This window comes from Pseudomonas frederiksbergensis (assembly GCF_035751725.1).
Lineage (GTDB): Bacteria > Pseudomonadota > Gammaproteobacteria > Pseudomonadales > Pseudomonadaceae > Aquipseudomonas > Aquipseudomonas frederiksbergensis_A.
Genome location: NZ_CP142104.1, coordinates 715928 through 733904, shown reverse-complemented (window position 1 = coordinate 733904; position 17977 = coordinate 715928). Strand labels below are relative to the sequence as shown.

12 protein-coding genes are annotated in these 17977 nt (G+C 60.4%); 7 read left to right on the top strand and 5 right to left on the bottom strand.

Features of this window, described 5'->3' with window-relative positions; translation table 11 throughout:
• Positions 1-58: 58 nt before the first annotated feature.
• From VQ575_RS03250 to cobG, 5 genes are all read right to left on the bottom strand, one after another.
• Positions 59-7084, bottom strand: a complete 7026-nt coding sequence (locus tag VQ575_RS03250; RefSeq protein ID WP_325919067.1) for a TcdA/TcdB pore-forming domain-containing protein — start codon at positions 7082-7084, stop codon at positions 59-61.
• Positions 7085-7472: 388 nt separating this feature from the next.
• On the bottom strand, positions 7473-9173 hold the full coding sequence (cobJ, locus tag VQ575_RS03245; protein ID WP_325919066.1) for a precorrin-3B C(17)-methyltransferase: 1701 nt from the start codon (positions 9171-9173) through the stop codon (positions 7473-7475).
• A complete protein-coding gene (locus VQ575_RS03240; RefSeq protein ID WP_325919864.1) occupies positions 9170-9901 on the bottom strand; it encodes a precorrin-2 C(20)-methyltransferase in 732 nt (243 codons plus the stop codon). Before VQ575_RS03240 ends, cobJ begins: the two co-directional genes overlap by 4 nt.
• The gene (locus VQ575_RS03235; protein WP_039593510.1) at positions 9901-10527 is read right to left on the bottom strand and encodes a precorrin-8X methylmutase; all 627 of its coding nucleotides are present in this window, start codon (positions 10525-10527) and stop codon (positions 9901-9903) included. The genes VQ575_RS03240 and VQ575_RS03235 overlap by 1 nt, the downstream gene beginning before the upstream one ends.
• Entirely contained in the window at positions 10520-11911 is a 1392-nt protein-coding gene (cobG, locus tag VQ575_RS03230; protein WP_198724137.1) for a precorrin-3B synthase, read from the bottom strand. Before cobG ends, VQ575_RS03235 begins: the two co-directional genes overlap by 8 nt.
• Before the next feature lie 320 nt (positions 11912-12231).
• Between cobG and VQ575_RS03225 the strand changes: the two genes are divergently transcribed.
• The 7 genes from VQ575_RS03225 (at position 12232) to VQ575_RS03195 (ending at position 17971) form a co-directional block, all read left to right on the top strand.
• Positions 12232-13134 carry a zeta toxin family protein gene (locus tag VQ575_RS03225; RefSeq protein WP_325919064.1) on the top strand — a complete coding sequence of 301 codons (903 nt, stop codon included), beginning with the start codon at positions 12232-12234 and terminating at the stop codon, positions 13132-13134.
• A 117-nt stretch (positions 13135-13251) separates the two neighbouring features.
• Entirely contained in the window at positions 13252-14463 is a 1212-nt protein-coding gene (gene cbiE, locus VQ575_RS03220; protein WP_325919062.1) for a precorrin-6y C5,15-methyltransferase (decarboxylating) subunit CbiE, read from the top strand.
• Entirely contained in the window at positions 14456-15553 is a 1098-nt protein-coding gene (locus tag VQ575_RS03215) for a cobalt-precorrin-5B (C(1))-methyltransferase (protein ID WP_325919061.1), read from the top strand. Before cbiE ends, VQ575_RS03215 begins: the two co-directional genes overlap by 8 nt.
• On the top strand, positions 15550-16272 hold the full coding sequence (locus VQ575_RS03210) for a cobalt-precorrin-6A reductase (RefSeq protein ID WP_039593506.1): 723 nt from the start codon (positions 15550-15552) through the stop codon (positions 16270-16272). Before VQ575_RS03215 ends, VQ575_RS03210 begins: the two co-directional genes overlap by 4 nt.
• Positions 16273-16604: 332 nt before the next feature.
• A complete protein-coding gene (locus tag VQ575_RS03205; protein ID WP_325919060.1) occupies positions 16605-17003 on the top strand; it encodes a DUF2946 domain-containing protein in 399 nt (132 codons plus the stop codon).
• Positions 17004-17048: 45 nt separating this feature from the next.
• Entirely contained in the window at positions 17049-17528 is a 480-nt protein-coding gene (locus VQ575_RS03200) for a copper chaperone PCu(A)C (protein WP_325919059.1), read from the top strand.
• Between the two features lie 59 nt (positions 17529-17587).
• Positions 17588-17971: a DUF2946 domain-containing protein gene (locus tag VQ575_RS03195; protein ID WP_039593567.1), complete on the top strand. Its 384-nt coding sequence runs from the start codon at positions 17588-17590 to the stop codon at positions 17969-17971.
• The last annotated feature ends 6 nt before the right edge of the window (positions 17972-17977 follow it).

The window sequence follows — 17977 nt, the reverse complement described above, 5'->3', positions numbered from 1 at the left end:
TGCAGCTGATGATGCCTGCAACCCTTTTTGTTCACTCATGGATCGTCCATCTAACCCATCAAGTTGTCGGGACCGCCGTCACCGCAAATACCTTACCCAGGGTTGTGCCGTTCTGGTTATCCGATAAAGCCCTCATACTTGATATCAAGAACGAAAGCTCACAGTGTCGGTCGTCACCGAAACTGAGCAACACATCGCCAAGCAAGTTGTCATCCGTGGCAAATACGTCGCGACCAATCACACTGCGCCCGCTGTCCGGGTCGATGATGACCAAGTGCTCGTCGACTTTGCTGAGCAGCAGTTGGTCGGGTTTATCCAGCTCCCAGATAAACTTGGACGGACTTGTCACCACGCTGCCCAATAAACGTTGACAGTCAAGGATGACCGAGTCGACCAGTAACAAGACCGTCTTTGACAAACGATAAGTGGTCTCCCCCAGCCCCAAGCGCAAGACAAGAGTGCGTACATCATCCGGAACCAGCGGGCGCAGGTCCCCGCTTTTCAAGGCCTGGCCCTCGACGACCATCACTTCCCCCTCACGTAGGACATAAGCGAGTGACGCGGTCTGTTTCGGCTTTGGCAAGAGGCGCAACTTTCCATCCGTTTTATCATGGAGTAATACGTTGTTGTGACTTAAGGTTCCCAACACGTCGAAGACTTGCGGGGCGGCGGACTTGGGAGCCTGGATCAATTTCCCGGTCGCGGCGACGAACCACTTGAGTTGATCGGCATCTTCCACCGTCAGCAGGGCACTGCACGACGGCTGGGCCGCCAGTCGCTCAAGCCCCTCGATTACCCGGTCCCCTTGGATAGCCACCCAATCCTCCGTGACCCCCGTGATCAACGCCGGCTCGCCTTCGCGCAGCGTAACGATCACACCTTCGAAGGTGACGCCCCGAAGCCCCGGCCCGTCGGTGGTCAGTTTGATGAACTGCAGGGGGTCCCATTCGCGTTCGGCGGCGGGTATCGCGCCAGCCTTCAATAACTTCGATCCGTTGCCAAACGCGAGCGTCAACGCTTGCGGGTCGATAAAGGCCTGGCGATACACCACGCCACCGGAAACATCGAACAACCAGGCGGCCTCGCTGTCCGGATTGGCCCTCAACAAGCGGACATCCTTTGCATAGCCGAGGTTAGCCAGCAATAGCCTGCCGCCCATGTACCAGGCGCATAATTTCGAGTCGCCAGCGGCATTGGTCAAACCGGCGATAGCAAAGCTATCAACCTTGTATTTTTCGCCTAGCGCTTCCAGGTCGGACCACCAATGCTGGCGGTCCTTGAGCCACAGCTCACCCACGCCGGCGAATGACAATTCGAATTGAGGCGTCAGGTTGAAAAACAACCCATCGCCATCCACCGCCACATACCCATTGTCGGCAGCCACAATATTGTTCAGTTTTGCGGGACGTTTCCAGCTAACGGTCCATTGCCCCTTGCCCCCCACGAGTGTGCGTTGCTGGTGACAAAGGAACTGGGTGAGTCTGTTGTAGATGATAAAACTATCACCACCATCTACCGGGGGAAGCAACGCCAGATCGGTCAGGTTCTTGATTGAATCGGGCCAGGCACGATAATGCTTGGGCCGTGGCGAGGGCCGGATGATCAAGCGATCACGGCTGCGAATCCATGCCATATCCCGTGATTCGTCATCAATCTTCCAGCAAACCGAAACGAAAGGAGCCGGCTGCCAAACTACGGTATCGAAGGCATGCCCGTTCGACAAATGCGCCTGGACGACAAAAGCCTCACGAAGCACGCTCGACCAGTCTGCCAACGTCTCGGCAGCATTGAAAACCGACTCCAGCCTGTTATCCCGGCCTCGAATCACTGAACTGAGGAGCAGTTTTTCGTCATGGATCAGATAACCCAACACATCGCGGGACCCGTCTTTATGGGCAACGTGCTGTGAGAAACTGATCATACCGCGGGCATCGACCTCGATACTTTGGACCTTGCTCGTCATGCTTTGTGGACACCACAACCAATAACAGCGGATCACCTGGCCATTGTCGGCGTCGACTTGCCAGATTCGCACTTCCTCCGGGTTGTAGAACCAGGCATAGCCGTCGGTCACTGCCCCGAGCTCTGCGTCTTCGACGCCCGGTATCTCATCCCGGATGTAGAGATGACGGTCCTTCTCGGCGTCGTACCAGGCCGTGACGTACCGGGGCTCATCCGGGTCCTCGAACGGAACCAGGTACTGGTGGACCGGCGTATAAGGCGCGACCAGACGATGCTGCTGGGCCAATGTTTTCATGTAATCGTGCGCGGCTTGCGAATCCATGCCAGGTTTCAGTCCCACCACGACATGGGATAGTTCGCCGGCATCAACCTTGAGTATCTGGTCTCGGTTGATCCTTATCAGCATGTCGTTATGCCCCGTTCCGGTAATCGACACCGCAACGTCACCGATGAATAACTTGTCGCTTCCCTCCAGTTGGACGTCGCTTTCCTCGGCCCAGGGTGCATCCAGCATCCATGCCGATTTCAGCGGCGCCGTCGTTTCGAGAATCAGGCTCACGCCTGGGTGGAGCAGCACGGTGCATCGTTTTCCGGCACCGCGAATGTGATATTCGATCTTGTCCATCCAAATCGGCTGCAGCTTGGGCACGAGCAACGAGCGATCGACATCGTCGAGCCAGACATCAACTGTCGTAGGGCGATAATCGGGACTGAAGAGACGATTGAGTATCTGGTGGCTCGGAAACGAATAGAAGGAAAACTGGAACAGCCATTGGCCTTCCTTCTCTTGCCATTTCTCCAAGCGCCGCGCCGTATCGAAACCGGTCCAATGGTACGAATTGGCAAACGGTAGCGCCTTGTATTCATAGCGATAACAGCTATGCGGGATATAGGGCAGGACAATGCCCTGGTTCGCCAGGGGCTTGAATTCGACTTGATCAGGCAGGCCAAGCTCTTTACGGATATCGATCGCCCGGTCGTAATCAAGGATCATGGTCGGCACGCCCAGATGATCGCGTTGCGGATACAGTTTGGGCCCGTCCACCGATAGGGTGGAGCTGCGCAGATCCATCGTCTTGATCACCAGGGACGAGTCGGGTTTCCAGAGCGTGTGGGTGGTATCGAATGTGTAGGCATGGTGGTGAGCCTTTTCGACATCATCGAAGAACAGCCCGACTTGCTTGGCTTGCTCGGCGATCACGGCGAAGCCCTTGACCACCGCCGACACCCCGAAGGCCAGCCCGCCCACTATCACGGCCGCCCCGCCAAGCACCGCCCCGGCGGTGGCGCCGGCGGCATAAGCCCCTCCCCACAACAACAGGCTTGCCGTATCGAAAGCCAACTGAGTGCCGAACTCGGCGCGCTCAACGTCGTTCTGTGTGGTTGCCAATTGGTAGATGTCGAGACCGACGCTCACAAACTGCAGCAGCCCGGCGGTCGCTTCGCTCACGCTGCTTCCCAACGAGGCCTTGATGGCCGGCGCAACGGTACTGGCAATGACCTTTTCGTCTTTCAAGGCCTCCCGAACCAGCTGGACCATAGCGTTGATATCGCTCAGGTGCCCCTGCGCCAATTGCGCATAACCCACATAGGCGTGCAACCGGACCGCCGTCGTAAGGGACCGATCATCCCCTTCGCGGCCCTGTAGCGCGTGCATCAGCGCCAAGATGCTGAAACCGGCATTCAACGTGTGAACGCCACCTACGTGGGTAGGGTCTTCCAACATATCGGGGGTGTTGGCCCCCATGGCCGTAAAATGCTCCGACAGATACCGTTTGATCTGTTTGAAACGAGGATCTTTCGTTTTGGCGTAGGTCACTCGCTGCGGCTGCTCACGATCAATCAGGGTGATGCGGAACCCACCCTCCGGCAGAGCCTCCAGGCTGTCGAACAGGGGCACCAGCGAAGGCGCCAGGTTGTTCGCTTCCCGCAGCTGAGTGGTCGCCTCGCTGATCTGCTGCGCCTGCCTATGGCCGTCCAGTGCCCGCAAGCTGCTGCCCAGTTCGACGTTGTTTTGAAGCGACTGTCCCAGAGCGCTGGCCATCCGTTTTCTGGCCGGGATCAATGATTGCCCAGGCAAGGCTCCAGGCCGAATCAGCTGCGAAACGGTCACTTCACCTGGCAATGCCAGGCTCGACAAACGTGCGCCGTCCAACTCGATCAAATCGAACGTTGTATGACCTGGGCCAAACGCGTCGTATCTGGCAGCCATTTTCTGCTCGATGAATAACCGTTCCAACAAGTCCTTGAACGTCAAGGTGTCAGTGGGGGAAAACAAACCGATATTTGGATCATAGAGATGATAAGTGCTGCTCGTGCCGTTGAAGACCCGGGCCACGAGCATGGCATGGTTACCCGAGTTGAGCATCAACGTAGCGGTCGCTGACTTGGCTTCGAGCACATCGACGATATTTTGCAGAGTCGAACGTTGCGTGGCGCCGAGGACAGTGTCGAGCTTCACGGTGCCCACCGACTCCAGTATGTTCAAAAACGTTGCCGAGTCGCTTGCGCCATGATCGTTCATCACCGCATAAAACCGGTCGAACAGGACGTCGACCGCCCCCCGGCCTTCCGACAAAGCGGCCGCCGTCACCAAGGACAGCGGGTAACAACGTCCACTTATGGAACCTTCTCTCGAGGTCAGCAGGTCCTGCGGTGCCACCTTCATCCGCGTTTCGGGCAACCCGTCCACGATCTTGTTGACCTGATTCTTCGTTGCTTTGTGTTCCAGTTGAGCGACCCGCTTGACCTCGGCAACACACCGCCCCCACTCGCGCAATGTCAGCCGCTGGTCCAGTGCGTAAGACATCAATTGCGAGGCGGTTTTACCATGCACCGGCGGGTAGTCACCCGTGCTGGCAAGCCCCGCCATGAATTCGGGCGCCCTGGACTGGAGGAGCGTTCGCTCAATTGTCGTATAACCGAAGGCGGTGCCAAACCTGCTGGTATTGTCGGCCAACTTGTCCAACTGCGGTCGAGCCGCTTCAAACCCGTGATTATCCAAAGCCTTCGCACCGATCAAGGGTCCCAACTGCAAGCGCTCCAACGGGCTCAACTCAATGGCAAGCAGTGGGCTTTCGGCATGCCGCTCCAACAACTCGCGAACAGACCGCTGTTTGTTTTGCGGATCGTTCAAGAAAGCCGGTGCAACAACGCCTTGGCTGCTGACATATTGGCGTTCTTCAAAGCTCAGCGGTATGGGCGAATCGAAGGTCTTCGAAACGTCGTGCCCGCGTTGCATGGCATCCTTGAAGGGCTCGCCCAGCTCTGCGGCCAGATGCTGCAACAAATCGGTGGACAAGATCGGGTGCCCCTCGATCGCCGGCCAGCCGCCGTTGAATTCAAGGGTGCTGCCTTTGAGCAATTGTGCGATCTTTCCCGCGTAACGGACCCTGAATTTCCCTTCTCGCCAGGATGTTGTCTCGCGCTCAAGCCAGCTTAGTTCAGGCGCATTCTCTAGCCATGAATGATCGGCCTCCTCCTCCGTAGCGTTGTTGAACCCCGTATAGAGTCGAACGGATTCGCGGACGGCCCCAACCACGTCTGGCGTGAAAGCCTTGTCGTTATATTCTTCCAGCCCCGCTCGCAACGCCCCCGGCCCCGTCAGGTGTATCGTGCCTCTAGCCTGGGGCCGGATACCATCACTGAAATAGTCGGACATACTAATCGCCAAATTCTCGGGCCCAAGGTTCATCTGGTCTATTTTGGGCTGGGCGAAGTGGATTCGATCTTTAATCACTTCTATCGCGAGCTCCCACAAGCGGTTGGACTCATGGAATCCGATATTGCTCTTCAAGGCTTGGCGCTCGATCTCGAGCAAAGCCTGATGGTAGGTCTCGAAGCGCCGGATGATGGTCCACAAGGGAGCCGAACCGGGATGACTGACAATCAACGCATTGGATTCGCCCCCCTCGATGGACGGCAAACGCAAGCTGTCGACTGGAACGCTGGTTTGCTTGAACGGAGCAAATACCTGTTCCAGAGGCGGTCTGCTTTTTGCAAATCGCTCCAGCGCATTGCGATCATCTTTAAGAATAAAACCGGTGTGATCCTTAAACCCTTCGCCCGACGCCCGGCGGCCAGGCATCCACTCGGGATTGTTGTCGAGCAACAACTGCAACACCCCCCGTCTCGGAGCGGTCGCCAACTGGTTGATATCGATACCTGCAACGTCATCGACAAACGGCGGCAAGAAATCCACGTCGCTGTAGATACCTCCCTCGGCAACTTCAACCAGCATCCGGACAAGATCGGAGGCCGCCGCAAGATTTCCACGCAGGCCCATTTCACGGTGGTAAAACTCCTTCAGCTCAGGAAATGTCGGAAGTTCGGTAACATTGCGCAATTGCAGCCCGTCATTAACAAGGTCGCGCATGACCTGGGCATTTCTTTCCTTGAGTGCGCGCAGACGACTTTCATCCTGTCCATAGCCTTTCACCAATAAGTCGATACGCGCCTCATCCGCACTTTCACCCCGCGCCATCGCTCGATTGATGTGCAAGAACATTTCGCGCTTCAGTGCGGTTATTCTTGCTTCATAGCGATCAGCCAGAACTTCAGGCGAACTCTGCGCCTGATCTTCGCTCACCCATGTCGCTGCTTTTCCCGCTTCGACAATAATCCGCGTGGCTTCGTGCGCCAACAAACCATCTTCGTCATGCCAGACATTCACGACGTAATCGTCCGGCATTACTTTTTTCCAGATATTGATGTAGTCAAGTTGAATCTGGCCCAGCGCCCCACCGAGCCAGACGAAATGCAATTTTTTCGGCACCGCGGTGGCAGGGGGGCGCTCAATACCATTGCGCAGTCGCGCTTCATAGTCCGTGACTCCTCCGACCACCTTTGTCAGGCCAGCAGTACGGCCGCTATCGGGCCCCGCTGGCGTACGGCGTCGCCGTCCCCTCCCCTGTAACCCCTCCAACGTTTGCCTGAGCAGGCTGAGCGGTTCGAGCAGTTGCGCAGACCCCATTGAATCGACACAGCCGTCGTAATATCGAACCGCCTCTTCGTATTGTTCACTGTTCTTGTACGGCTCCAATACCCGCTCAAGTTCCTCGCGCGTCAACATGCTGACAAAATCAACATAAACTTCTTTTTCCGGCAACTTAACTTCACTCATTGACAACACATCCCTTTATTGCAAACAAGCAAGTACGCACAACCGACACCATGAGCATCGGCAGACACACCAGCACTAAAAAACAAAAAACTGAAATCGAGAAATAATTACTCACCCGAGCGAGCTTTCAAACCAACTCATCACCCTCAGAGCAATACTGATCGAGACCAACATACTTCACCCAGATGAAACACCACAACAAACCAAGGCTTCCAAAGATTTTCCAAATAAAACAAGTTGAGATATTACAAGCACATCCTCACCGCGCCGGCAGGCATCAGAACTAATACCTGCAACTAACGCATAAAGCCCCGTTCAATTGATTGAACGGGGCTTTATGCGTTAGTTGCAGGAAAACAATAGTAAGAAAAAACACCGCCTGAATCTGTCAGAGCGGTTTGTCGCCATACCAGCGCGGTGTGTACACCCAGTGGCCACCCTCGGCGCGAGGGAACACGCAGGTCGTGGAAGAGCCCACGATCACCAGGGTGCGCATGTCCACCTGATCCGGCGTCAATTGCCCCAGTGTCGTGACGCGCAAGGTCTGGCCGGGCCGGCCAATGTCACGCCCCAGAACGACAGGAGTGTCCGGTGTGCGATGTTGCGCGACGATCTCCAGCGCCCGCCCCAACTGCCATGGACGAGCACGCGAGATGGGGTTGTAGAACGCCAGTGCAAGGTCGGCTTGCGCCGCAAGGTCCAGGCGCTTCTCAATGATCGACCAGGGCTTGAGGTTGTCCGACAGCGACATCACGCAGAAGTCATGCCCCAGTGGTGCGCCGGCCTGGGCGGCCGTGGCGAGGGAAGCGGATACGCCCGGCAGGATCTCCAGATCCACCTGGTGCCAGGCCGGATCACTGGACTCATGCAGTGCTTCGAGCACCGCCGCCGCCATGGCGAATACGCCAGGATCGCCGGAGGACACCACCACCACCGAACGCCCCTGGGCCGCCAGTTCAAAGGCATGCCGGGCGCGCTGCATCTCTTCGCGATTGTCGGTGCAGTGTTGCACCTGGTCGGCACGGAAAGGACCGGCCATGCGCACATAGGTCTCATACCCCAGCACGTCGGTGGCGCGGTCAAGTTCGGCGCGCACGGCCGGCACCATCAGCTCAGCGGCGCCAGGGCCCAGGCCGATCACCGCCAGGCGCCCTCGCGCGCGGCCGATCCGTTGCGGGTCGAGGGGTTCTGCGGCGACGGCAATGGCAATGCTGCCCACGGCCTGGATCGATACCGACTGGCCCAAGGCATCTTCCAGCCACTGCGCGACATCGCCCACGGGCTCGGCGAATCGCAACGGTACGCCCAGGGCCGAAGCCGCTTGCTGCAGTTCTGGACGCGCCATGTCGCTGTCCGCCGCCAACAGACAGGCCAGCGACTGCTCCGCGAGATCAGCCTGGGCCAGCGCTTGGGCAATAACCGTGGAGACATCCGCCGTGCCGGCACCTACTGCAATCACGACATTGCGCGGATAGATCCGTAACTCGTCCGCCGCCGGCGCGCCTGCGGCACTGTCGATACGAATCGCCAGCCGCGCCTGCGCATCCTGCGGCAATTGAGCCTGATCCAGCCACGGCGCCGCGCCTTCGATTCGCACCGGTTCACCGGCCAGCAGATCGGACACAAAGCGCTTGCCCTGCTCCAGGTCGCCGAGGCTGTAGCCGCTTGGCGGGTTGAGCAGGCACGTGCCGAAACGCAATTCGCCGCTGGTGGTGATCGCCGGGGCGACTTGCAGCGCTGTCGCAATCTCCCGGGCCATGACATTCACCCCGCCCAGGCCACCCAGCAACGGCACCACGGCGCTGCCGTCCTCGGCCACCGCGAGCACCGGCGGCTCGACGCCCTTCTCCAGCAACAGCGGCGCCAAGGTGCGGATGACGATGCCGGCCGCGCACAGGGCGATGATCGGCGAATCTTGCTGATAGAGCTGGCGAAGTGTTGCGCCGAACTCGGTGTATTGACGATCACAGCCCTCGACCCGACCGGCCAGGCCGTGGATCAAAGCCCCGGGATAACGCTGTTGGATTCGTCGGGCCGTCGCCAGGCTGCCCTGGCCGAGGATGACAATTGCCGCAACCGTTGGAGTCATCCCTGCCACCGTTCGCCAGGGACAATGATCAGCGAGAAATACGGCGAGGACATTGGTTCCACTTCATCCAGCGGCACGATTTTCTGGTTGGCCATGGTGGCCCGTTCCACATACAACGCCCGCCCGTCCATGCCCAGTTCCTGGAGCACCTGGCGAACCTTGGGGAAATTGCGTCCCAGCTTCATGATGACGGCGGCGTCGGCGTCGGCCAGGCGGCGCTTGAGATCGTCGTGGGGCAAGACACCGGAGAGCACCGACAAGCTCTGGTTGCGATAGACCAGCGGCGCACCGAGCACCGAGGCGCCACCGAGCATCGAGCACACCCCAGGGATGACTTCGGCGATGTAACGCTCGGCCAAGCGATCATGCAGGTACATGTAGGAACCGTAGAAGAACGGATCGCCCTCGCAAATCACCGCCACGTCACGCCCTGCGTCCAAGTGCACGGCCAATTGCTCGGCGGCGGTGTCATAGAAATCGGCGATCACCTGTTCATAGGACAACGGCGCCGGCAGCACTTCGGTGGTGACTGGGTAGACGAGCGGCAGCAACGTCTGCATGTCTTGCAGATGGGCTTCGATGATGCCGAAGGCGTTGCCCTTCTTGCCCTTGGCGACGAAGTACGCCACCACGGGCGATTCGCGCAACAAGCGCAGTGCCTTGACTGTAATCAGTTCCGGGTCACCGGGCCCCACGCCGAGGCCGATCAGACGTCCAGGCTGCTGCATCATTCGATCTCCGTGGCAAGGGCGTTGACGGCGGCGGCAGCCATGGCACTGCCGCCCAGGCGACCTTGCATGATCACGAACGGCACGCCCCGGCTGTTGGCCGCCAGCGCGGCCTTGGATTCGGCGGCGCCGACGAAACCCACCGGGAAGCCGAGGATCAGGGCCGGTTTCGGCGCGCCGGCGTCGAGCATTTCCAGCAGGTAGAACAGCGCGGTCGGCGCGTTGCCGATGACCACGACGCTGCCCTCCAGGTGCGGTCGCCACAGCTCCAGCGCCGCCGCCGAACGGGTGTTGCCCAGCTCTTCGGCCAGCGCCGGGACGCGCTCATCGCGCAGGGTACAAATCACTGGATTGTTGGCCGGCAGACGGGCTCGGGTCACGCCTTCGGAGACCATCCGCGCGTCGCACAGGATCGGTGCGCCGGCGGCCAACGCCTGGCGCCCGGCCGTGCCAGCGCCCTCGGAAAACTGCAGGCCATCGACCGCCTCGACCATGCCGCAGGCGTGGATCACCCGCACCGCGAGTTTTTCCAGATCGGCCGGAATGCGCGCCAGGTTGGCCTCGGCGCGGATGATCGCGAAGGAGTTGCGATAGATCTCCTGGCCGTCGCGGATGTAATCAAGCATCAAGGGGGCTCCGGGGGTGAGCGTCGAGCCAGTGGTCGAGCGCTTCGATAGTCAGATTGTGTGCCTGCAACGCGCCGAAACCCGGCAGCGTGGCATCGCGAAAATACAGGTCATAACGACCGGGGGCGACCGCCAGCAAGGTGGCAGGCGCGATATGGGCCGCCGCGCAGGATCGCGGGCAACCGGAAAGATGGAATTCTAGCGCCTGCCCTCTTCCTTGCAGCCGCTCGGCCAGTCGGCGGGCGTCGGCCTTGGTGTCGGCCAAGGCCTTGGCGCAGCCACTGGAACCGGTGCAGGCGATGAGTTGCGCCAGGGGCTGATCGCTCGAAGCTAAAAACCCCAGTTGCTCAAGCCGCGCCAACACTTCATCGGCATATTCGCGGCGCACGTTGGGCAGCAACAGGCTTTGCCAAGGGGTGAAGCGAAGGCTGCCATCGCCCTTCTCTCGCGCCAGTTGCGCCACTCCTCGTAGCATCGCTGCATCAAGCCGGCCCAAGGGTGCCACCGCACCGACGTAAACGCGGTCGTCGTACTGGGGATGGACGCCGATGTGCAGGCCATCGATGGACGCACCCCGCTGCCAATCCGGGCAAGGTTGCAGCGGCACGCGGCGAGCCAACCGAGCCAGGAGTTCATCCGCGGGGATGTCCGCCAGCAAGTGGCGCATGCGGTTCTGGTCCGGGCGGGCCAGGTCGAGAAACAGCTCCAGCACCGCCACCACCAGGGCATGCCCCTGGGCCAGGGGCACCCGGCCTGCCGGCTTGTCCAGCGGGACACCGGCCAAGCCGAAGGCCAGCCAAGGCTTGCCGTCGCCGGCCAGCGCCGACAACCAAAGATCATGGTGATGTTCGAGCATCGCCAGCGCTTCGCCACCGTCCAGTTGCACGGCGAACTTGGCCGACAGCTCATGGAAACGCTCATGGGTTTGCAGGGTAACGAGGATCTGCTCGGCCAACGGGCGCGTGTCGAACAGCATCTGCCGATCGATCCCGGCCGAGGGGCTGAGCATCAGGTTGCGCACATCATCGCCGGCCGGGTTGCGCGGGCCAAGCCCGGCGGCCAGCAATGGAGCGATCAGCGCGTCTTGCTGCGGCCCGATCCCACGGATCTGCAGGTTGGCCCGGTTGGTCGCCTCGATCACGCCATCGGCGAACCGCTCGGCCACAGTGGCCACGGCGTCGGCCTGATCCGCCAGGATGGAACCACCATCGAGCTTGATTCGACATATCCCGCCGTCCAGCGCCTGGACGACACGCAGCAATCCCGGGCAACCGGAGGGGCGTACGACGCTGGAAGATGGACGTTCGTTCAAGGCTGGACCGGCAGGTAAGAAAACGCCACGACGGCGAGGGGTCGCCATTATGCCTGCTTTGCCGGGGGTCATGAAAAGCTTGCTGGTCGGATTAGCTGATGGCGGGGTACACAAATCCCTGGTTCACCACAAAATCCCCCTGAGGGAGCGAGCCTGCTCGCGAAAGCGGCCTGCCTGAAAAACGTGACGCAGCCATCGCGAGCAAGAAAATCCCCATGGAGTTTGAAGATTACGGGGTATCCCGCGCGGCTCATCTGCCCAACCGCCGTATGATTTTTTACCTTACCAAACAAATACATACCTCGATACAAAGACGTCTTTGAACAAACAGAGAAACTTCGCTTTATTCATAAGGCAGTCAGTTACTTCATAATCGATAAGGAAATCGAGATATGTCAGAAGATTCAAAAAACTACACTGAACAAGAACTCACAGCGGCATTTGATGACATCGCCCTCGCACTGTTCAAAGACGTCACCGCAGAGCCAATACCCAAGATTCTCGTCGTCGCTGGCCTGCAAAGCTCGGGCAAAACCTACCTGTTGGAAAAAAGTCTGCTGCCCTCCGGGCGCTACGACAATTATGTTCGGCTGTACCTGCCCGAATACCGAGAAAAACATCCCCGCTACACAAGACTCATAGAACACGGTGTTCTGCACGCTTACGAGCACACCGAAGCGTTCATTCGGGACATTGGCAGCAAAATCTTCGAAAGGGCATTCGCTCAAAAATACAACATCGTCATGGAGGCAGCCTTCGACAGCCTGGGTTTCGCAGCTTTTCCTCCAGCGGCAACGAAGGCCGGCTATCAGTTCGAAACGCATGTCGTCGCCTGTTGCAAGGACTTCGCTCATTTATCCAGCATCAAGAGAGCCTTTAAGAGCATCCAGGTGGGTGAAATGGAAAGGTTCGTCACTGTGCCGATGCTCGATGCAAGCCTGGACCATGCCAAAGCGGCCCTTCCTGCGCTGGAGACGGCCACTCAAGCAGTCAGCGGTTCGACGTTCTATTTTTATGAACGTGGATTTGGCGCGTTCAAAGAACGACGTTTACGCGCGCGGAGCACTTATACCAAAGATGCGGAGAGAGCCTTGATCATCTCCGGGGACCAGCAAAATTATGCGAGTCTTTTTGAAACAACCACCCGTCGTCCTATCTATGAACTGAAGGACCGAGAAGAAATGGTAAAGGAATGTCATCGGGCGCTACTCGCGACTCAGACAGCGACTACACCGATGCCCGACTCCCTGTATCACGATCTTTACAGCTATATCCTCAGGTATGTGTATCGATAGCCCCAACCAAACCGCGCCCACAGGGTCGCGCCTTAACCTGAGGGGCACGGTATGATGGCGGCCCGGTTCGCGGCGGCATACGCCTGTCGATCAACCCCATCTATTCGAGGAACAGAGATGACCCCCTGGCTGACCGTAGTGGGCATCGGTGAAGACGGCTTCAAGGGCCTGGGCCGGACGGCTCGCCATGCCTTGCTGCGGGCGTCACGGATTCTGGGCAGCGCGCGCCAGTTGGAACTGTTGCCACTGTGTATCCGCGGCGAGCGGGAGCTGTGGCCCAGCCCGTTTTCCCTGGAACCGCTGCTGGCTCGGCAGGACGAACCGGTGTGCGTGCTGGCCAGTGGGGATCCGATGTTCTATGGCGTGGGCGCCAGCCTGGCCAGACAGGTGCCAAGTGATCGAATGCTGATCATCCCAGCGCCGTCCTCTTGTTCGCTGGCCGCGGCGCGCATGGGCTGGCCGTTGCAGGACGTGGTCACGCTGTCGCTAGTGGCCCGCCCTCTGGCGGCGCTCAATGTGCATTTATCCACAGGCGTCAGGCTGTTGCTGCTGAGCAACGATCGCCACAGCCCTGCCGCCGTGGCCACGTTGCTGCGTGAACGCGGATTCGGTCCGAGCCCCATAACCGTCCTGGAGCATCTGGGCGGTTCAGCAGAACGACGGATCGAAAGCACTGCGGCGCAATGGCACGATGAGACCGTCGCCGATCTGAACCTGATCGCTATCGAATGCCTTGCCGAACCCTCGACGCGCTCCCTGTCACGCCTGGCCGGCCTACCGGACAGCGCGTTCGAACATGACGGCCAACTGACCAAGCGCGACGTGCGTGCCATCACCCTGGCCCGTCTCGCGCCGGCGCCCGGTGAACTATTGTGGGATGTCGGCGCCGGCAGCGGCTCCATCGGCATCGAATGGATGCGCGCCCACCCCAGTTGCCGAGCGCTGGCCATCGAAGCCGACGAAGGCCGCCAAGGCCTGATCGAACGCAACCGCGACACCCTCGGCGTGCCGGGCCTGCAATTGATCCGCGGCAGCGCCCCGCAGGCGTTGGAAAACCTCGAACGGCCAGACGCGGTGTTCATCGGTGGCGGCGTCACCCGTGAGGGCGTATTGGACACCTGCTGGGCCCAACTCAAACCCGGCGGTCGGCTCGTCGCCAACGCCGTGACCCTGCAAAGCGAAACGGCCCTCATGCACTGGCGCGAACGTCACGGCGGTGAGCTGACCCGCATCCACATCGCCCAGGCCCAGCCCTTGGGCGAATTCGACACTTGGCGCCAGGCGCTGCCGATCACCTTGCTGGACCTGACGAAACCTCTCGATGCGTGACGAAACCGCCGAACAACCCGCCCCCCTGCGCAGCGGCCTGACCACCGGCAGCTGCGCCACGGCCACCAGCTTGGCGGCCGCTCGACTGCTGTTGCGCGGCACCGAAGCCGACGCTGTGGAAATCGTCTTGCCCAAGGGTAAGCAGGTGCAGATGCGCCTGGAGTTCTGCCGGTTGACCGCACAAGGCGCCGAGGCAGGGACGATCAAGGACGCCGGCGATGACCCGGACGTGACCCACGGCGCCCTGTTGTTTTCCCAGGTGCGCTTGACCGTCGAACCCGGCGTGCGCTTCGTCGCCGGGCGCGGCGTGGGCACGGTGACGCGGCCGGGATTGGTGCTGGGGGTCGGTGAGCCGGCGATCAACCCGGTGCCACGCCAGATGATCAACGATCACTTGGGCCGATTGGCCGAGGAAAACGGCTACGCCGGTGGTTTCGAAGTCACAGTCAATGTCGAGGGCGGCGAAGCCCTGGCGTTGAAAACCATGAATCCGCGACTGGGTATTCTCGGCGGCCTGTCGATCCTCGGCACCAGCGGCATCGTCCGGCCCTTTTCCTGCGCGGCCTACATTGCCTCGATCCACCAGGGCATCGACGTGGCGAAAACCAACGGCTACCTGCACATCGCCGCCTGCACCGGCAACGCCAGCGAAGACACCATGCGCCGGGTCTACAACCTGCCGGAAATCGCCCTGATCGAAATGGGTGACTTCGTCGGCGCCGTGCTCAAGCATGTGCGCAAGGTGCCGGTAGAAAAACTCAGCCTCTGCGGCGGCTTCGGCAAGATCAGCAAACTCGCCGCCGGCCACATGGACCTGCACAGCCGCCACTCGAGCATCGACCTGCCGCAACTGGCCGAATGGGCCGCCGCGATCGGTGCCGATGAGGTTCTGCAGCAAGGCATCCGGGAGGCCAATACCAGCCAGCAAGCCCTGGCGATGGCCAGTGCCGCCGGCATCGCCCTCGGTGACGCGGTGTGTGAACACGCGCTGGCGTTCGCCCGCAGTGTGGTGCCGGCCCAGGTCCAAGTCGAAGTCTTCGCCATCGACCGCCAGGGCGGGATCGTCGGTCACGCCGGAGCCTTCTCATGAAACGCATCCTGCTGCTCGGTGGGGTCACCGAAGCCCTGGCCATCGCCCGCACCCTCGGCCCCCAGCACATCTACAGCCTGGCAGGCATCGGTCGCATCCCCACCGACCTGACCTGCCAGGTGCGCGTCGGCGGCTACGGCGGCGCCCAAGGGCTGGCGCAATTCATCCGCGCCGAGGGCATCGACCTGCTGCTGGATGCGACCCACCCCTACGCCGCCCAGATCAGCCACAACGCGGCCCATGCTGCCCGCGCCTGTGGCGTCCCCTGCTGGGCGCTGCGCCGTCCGGCATGGCAGCCCCGGGCCGGCGATGACTGGCGCGAAGTGGTCGACTGGGCCGAACTGATCCATGCCCTGCAACCCTTCCACCGCCCCCTGTTCACCCTCGGCCGTGAGCCACTGCAACACCTGCATGAAATCCCGCCAGAGCAATTCTGGACCTTGCGAGCCCTGGACGTTTACCCCGGCAATGAACGCTGCGAAGTGATTGGCGCCCGCGGACCGTTTCACATCGAGGGCGAGCGTGAGCTGTTTGAACGGCGGCGGATCGATGTGCTGGTGAGCAAGAACAGCGGCAGCATGGCTACCGAGCCGAAGCTGGACGTGGCGCGGGAGCGGGGGGTACCGGTGTTGGTGTTGAAGCGGCCGGTGTTGGCGGGGGTAGATCGGGAGTTTGGGACGGTGGATGAGGTGTTGCAGGGGCTGCGGCAGTTGGTCTGACAGTACAGCAACAGCCCTCGCTCCCGCAGAGCTCTGTAGGAGCTGGCGAAGCCTGCGATCTTTTGATCTTCGCTTGAGACTCAAGTGCGGAGGGAAAAGATCGCAGCCTCGCTTCGTTCGGCAGCTCCTACATGCACCCCAGCGCAAGCAAGCTCTCGTGGAACAAATTACAACGCGGCGGGGACTCCCTCGCCACAAAAGCGCCTACTTGAAGATCTATTGCTACTGTTAACACCAGCCCTGCGACCCTACACCGCACGTGGCCTTTTTACTTCTGCCCCCCGATCAGGCTAAATACCGCCACCTGATCGCCCAACCGAGCGGATTGCCCTATGTCCCGACAACGGCTTGCATTTGCCTGGATCGCCTGCTTCGCAGTGCTGTTCAACATGCTTGCCATGCCGCTTGCCACCAGCGCGGGTGCGACCGCCAATTCGCCAGCCGAGCAACTGCTGTGGGGCAGTTTCTGCTCGTCCAGCGGCACGAAAATGGTGGCGATTTCCTTGGGCACGTTCGAACAGGGCACGCCGCAACAGGACAATCATTCGACGATGCAGCATTGCTGGTGCTGCTCAGGTCCGGCGCCGTTGGTGGCGCTCGCCGGACATGCGCCGCAGTTGTATCTGGACGCACAACGGGCCCATCGCAATACCGTCCATTCACAGCTCGACTCCCCCACGCCGCGCCAGCAATGGCCCAGTCTCAATCCTCGCGCCTCGCCTCTGGCCTGATTCTTCCGCACACACCTGCGTCCTGAATCGTTCCGGAGAACTGCCATGTTGAACAGACTTATCCTGCTGGCCGCCCTGCTGCTTCCCATTGGCTTCGCCCAAGCTCACCAATACAAAGCGGGCGAGCTTGAGATCGCCCATCCATGGTCCCAGGAATTGCCGCCCAACGCGCAGACCGTGGCTGCGTATTTCGTCATCCACAACAGCGGCACGACCGCAGACAAACTGCTCAGCGTCGACTCGCCCATTGCCGGCAAGGCAGAGCTCCATGAGCATGTGATGCAAAACGACCTGATGAAAATGCAACCGGTGCCCGTCGTGGCCATCGCCCCCGGTGCGACCATCACCTTCGCGCCGATGGCTTATCACGTGATGCTGCTGGACCTGAAGGACCGCAGCCTGCTCAGCGACGGCAAGCGTTTCCCCATGACCCTACACTTCGAAAAGGCCGGGGATGTCACGGTGGATGTCGCAGTGCAGAAAAAGGCACCGGACGGCACCAAGACGCATAAGCACCAACAGTAAGACGTAGCCGCCCCATGCAACCTCGTCGCGCCAGCCTGCCCAACCGCCGCCGTCAGCCCATGAGCCTGACCCGCGGTAGCTGGATCAGCCTGTTCGCCATGCTGATGATCTTCATTGGTCCACTGGTTTCCCAGTCGATGCCGATGGATCAACGCATGTCCATGCCTATGAGCATGAACATGGAGATGGGCATGGACATGTCGGCGCACGAAGCGCCGGCAGCCGAGCATTGCCCGCCACAAAGCGAGCACCATGCGCTGTGGGAAAAGTGCGGTTATTGCAGCCTGTTGTTCAATTGCCCAGCGCTACCGGGCGGCCACACCTTCGCCGCCTTCGACACACCCCATACCAACACCTACACCAGCCCTTCCCCACGCCTGGGTCATGCCCGGCCAGCATTCTTCCCCGGTGCCCGTACCCGCGCACCGCCCATCGTCGCGTAAGCCCGA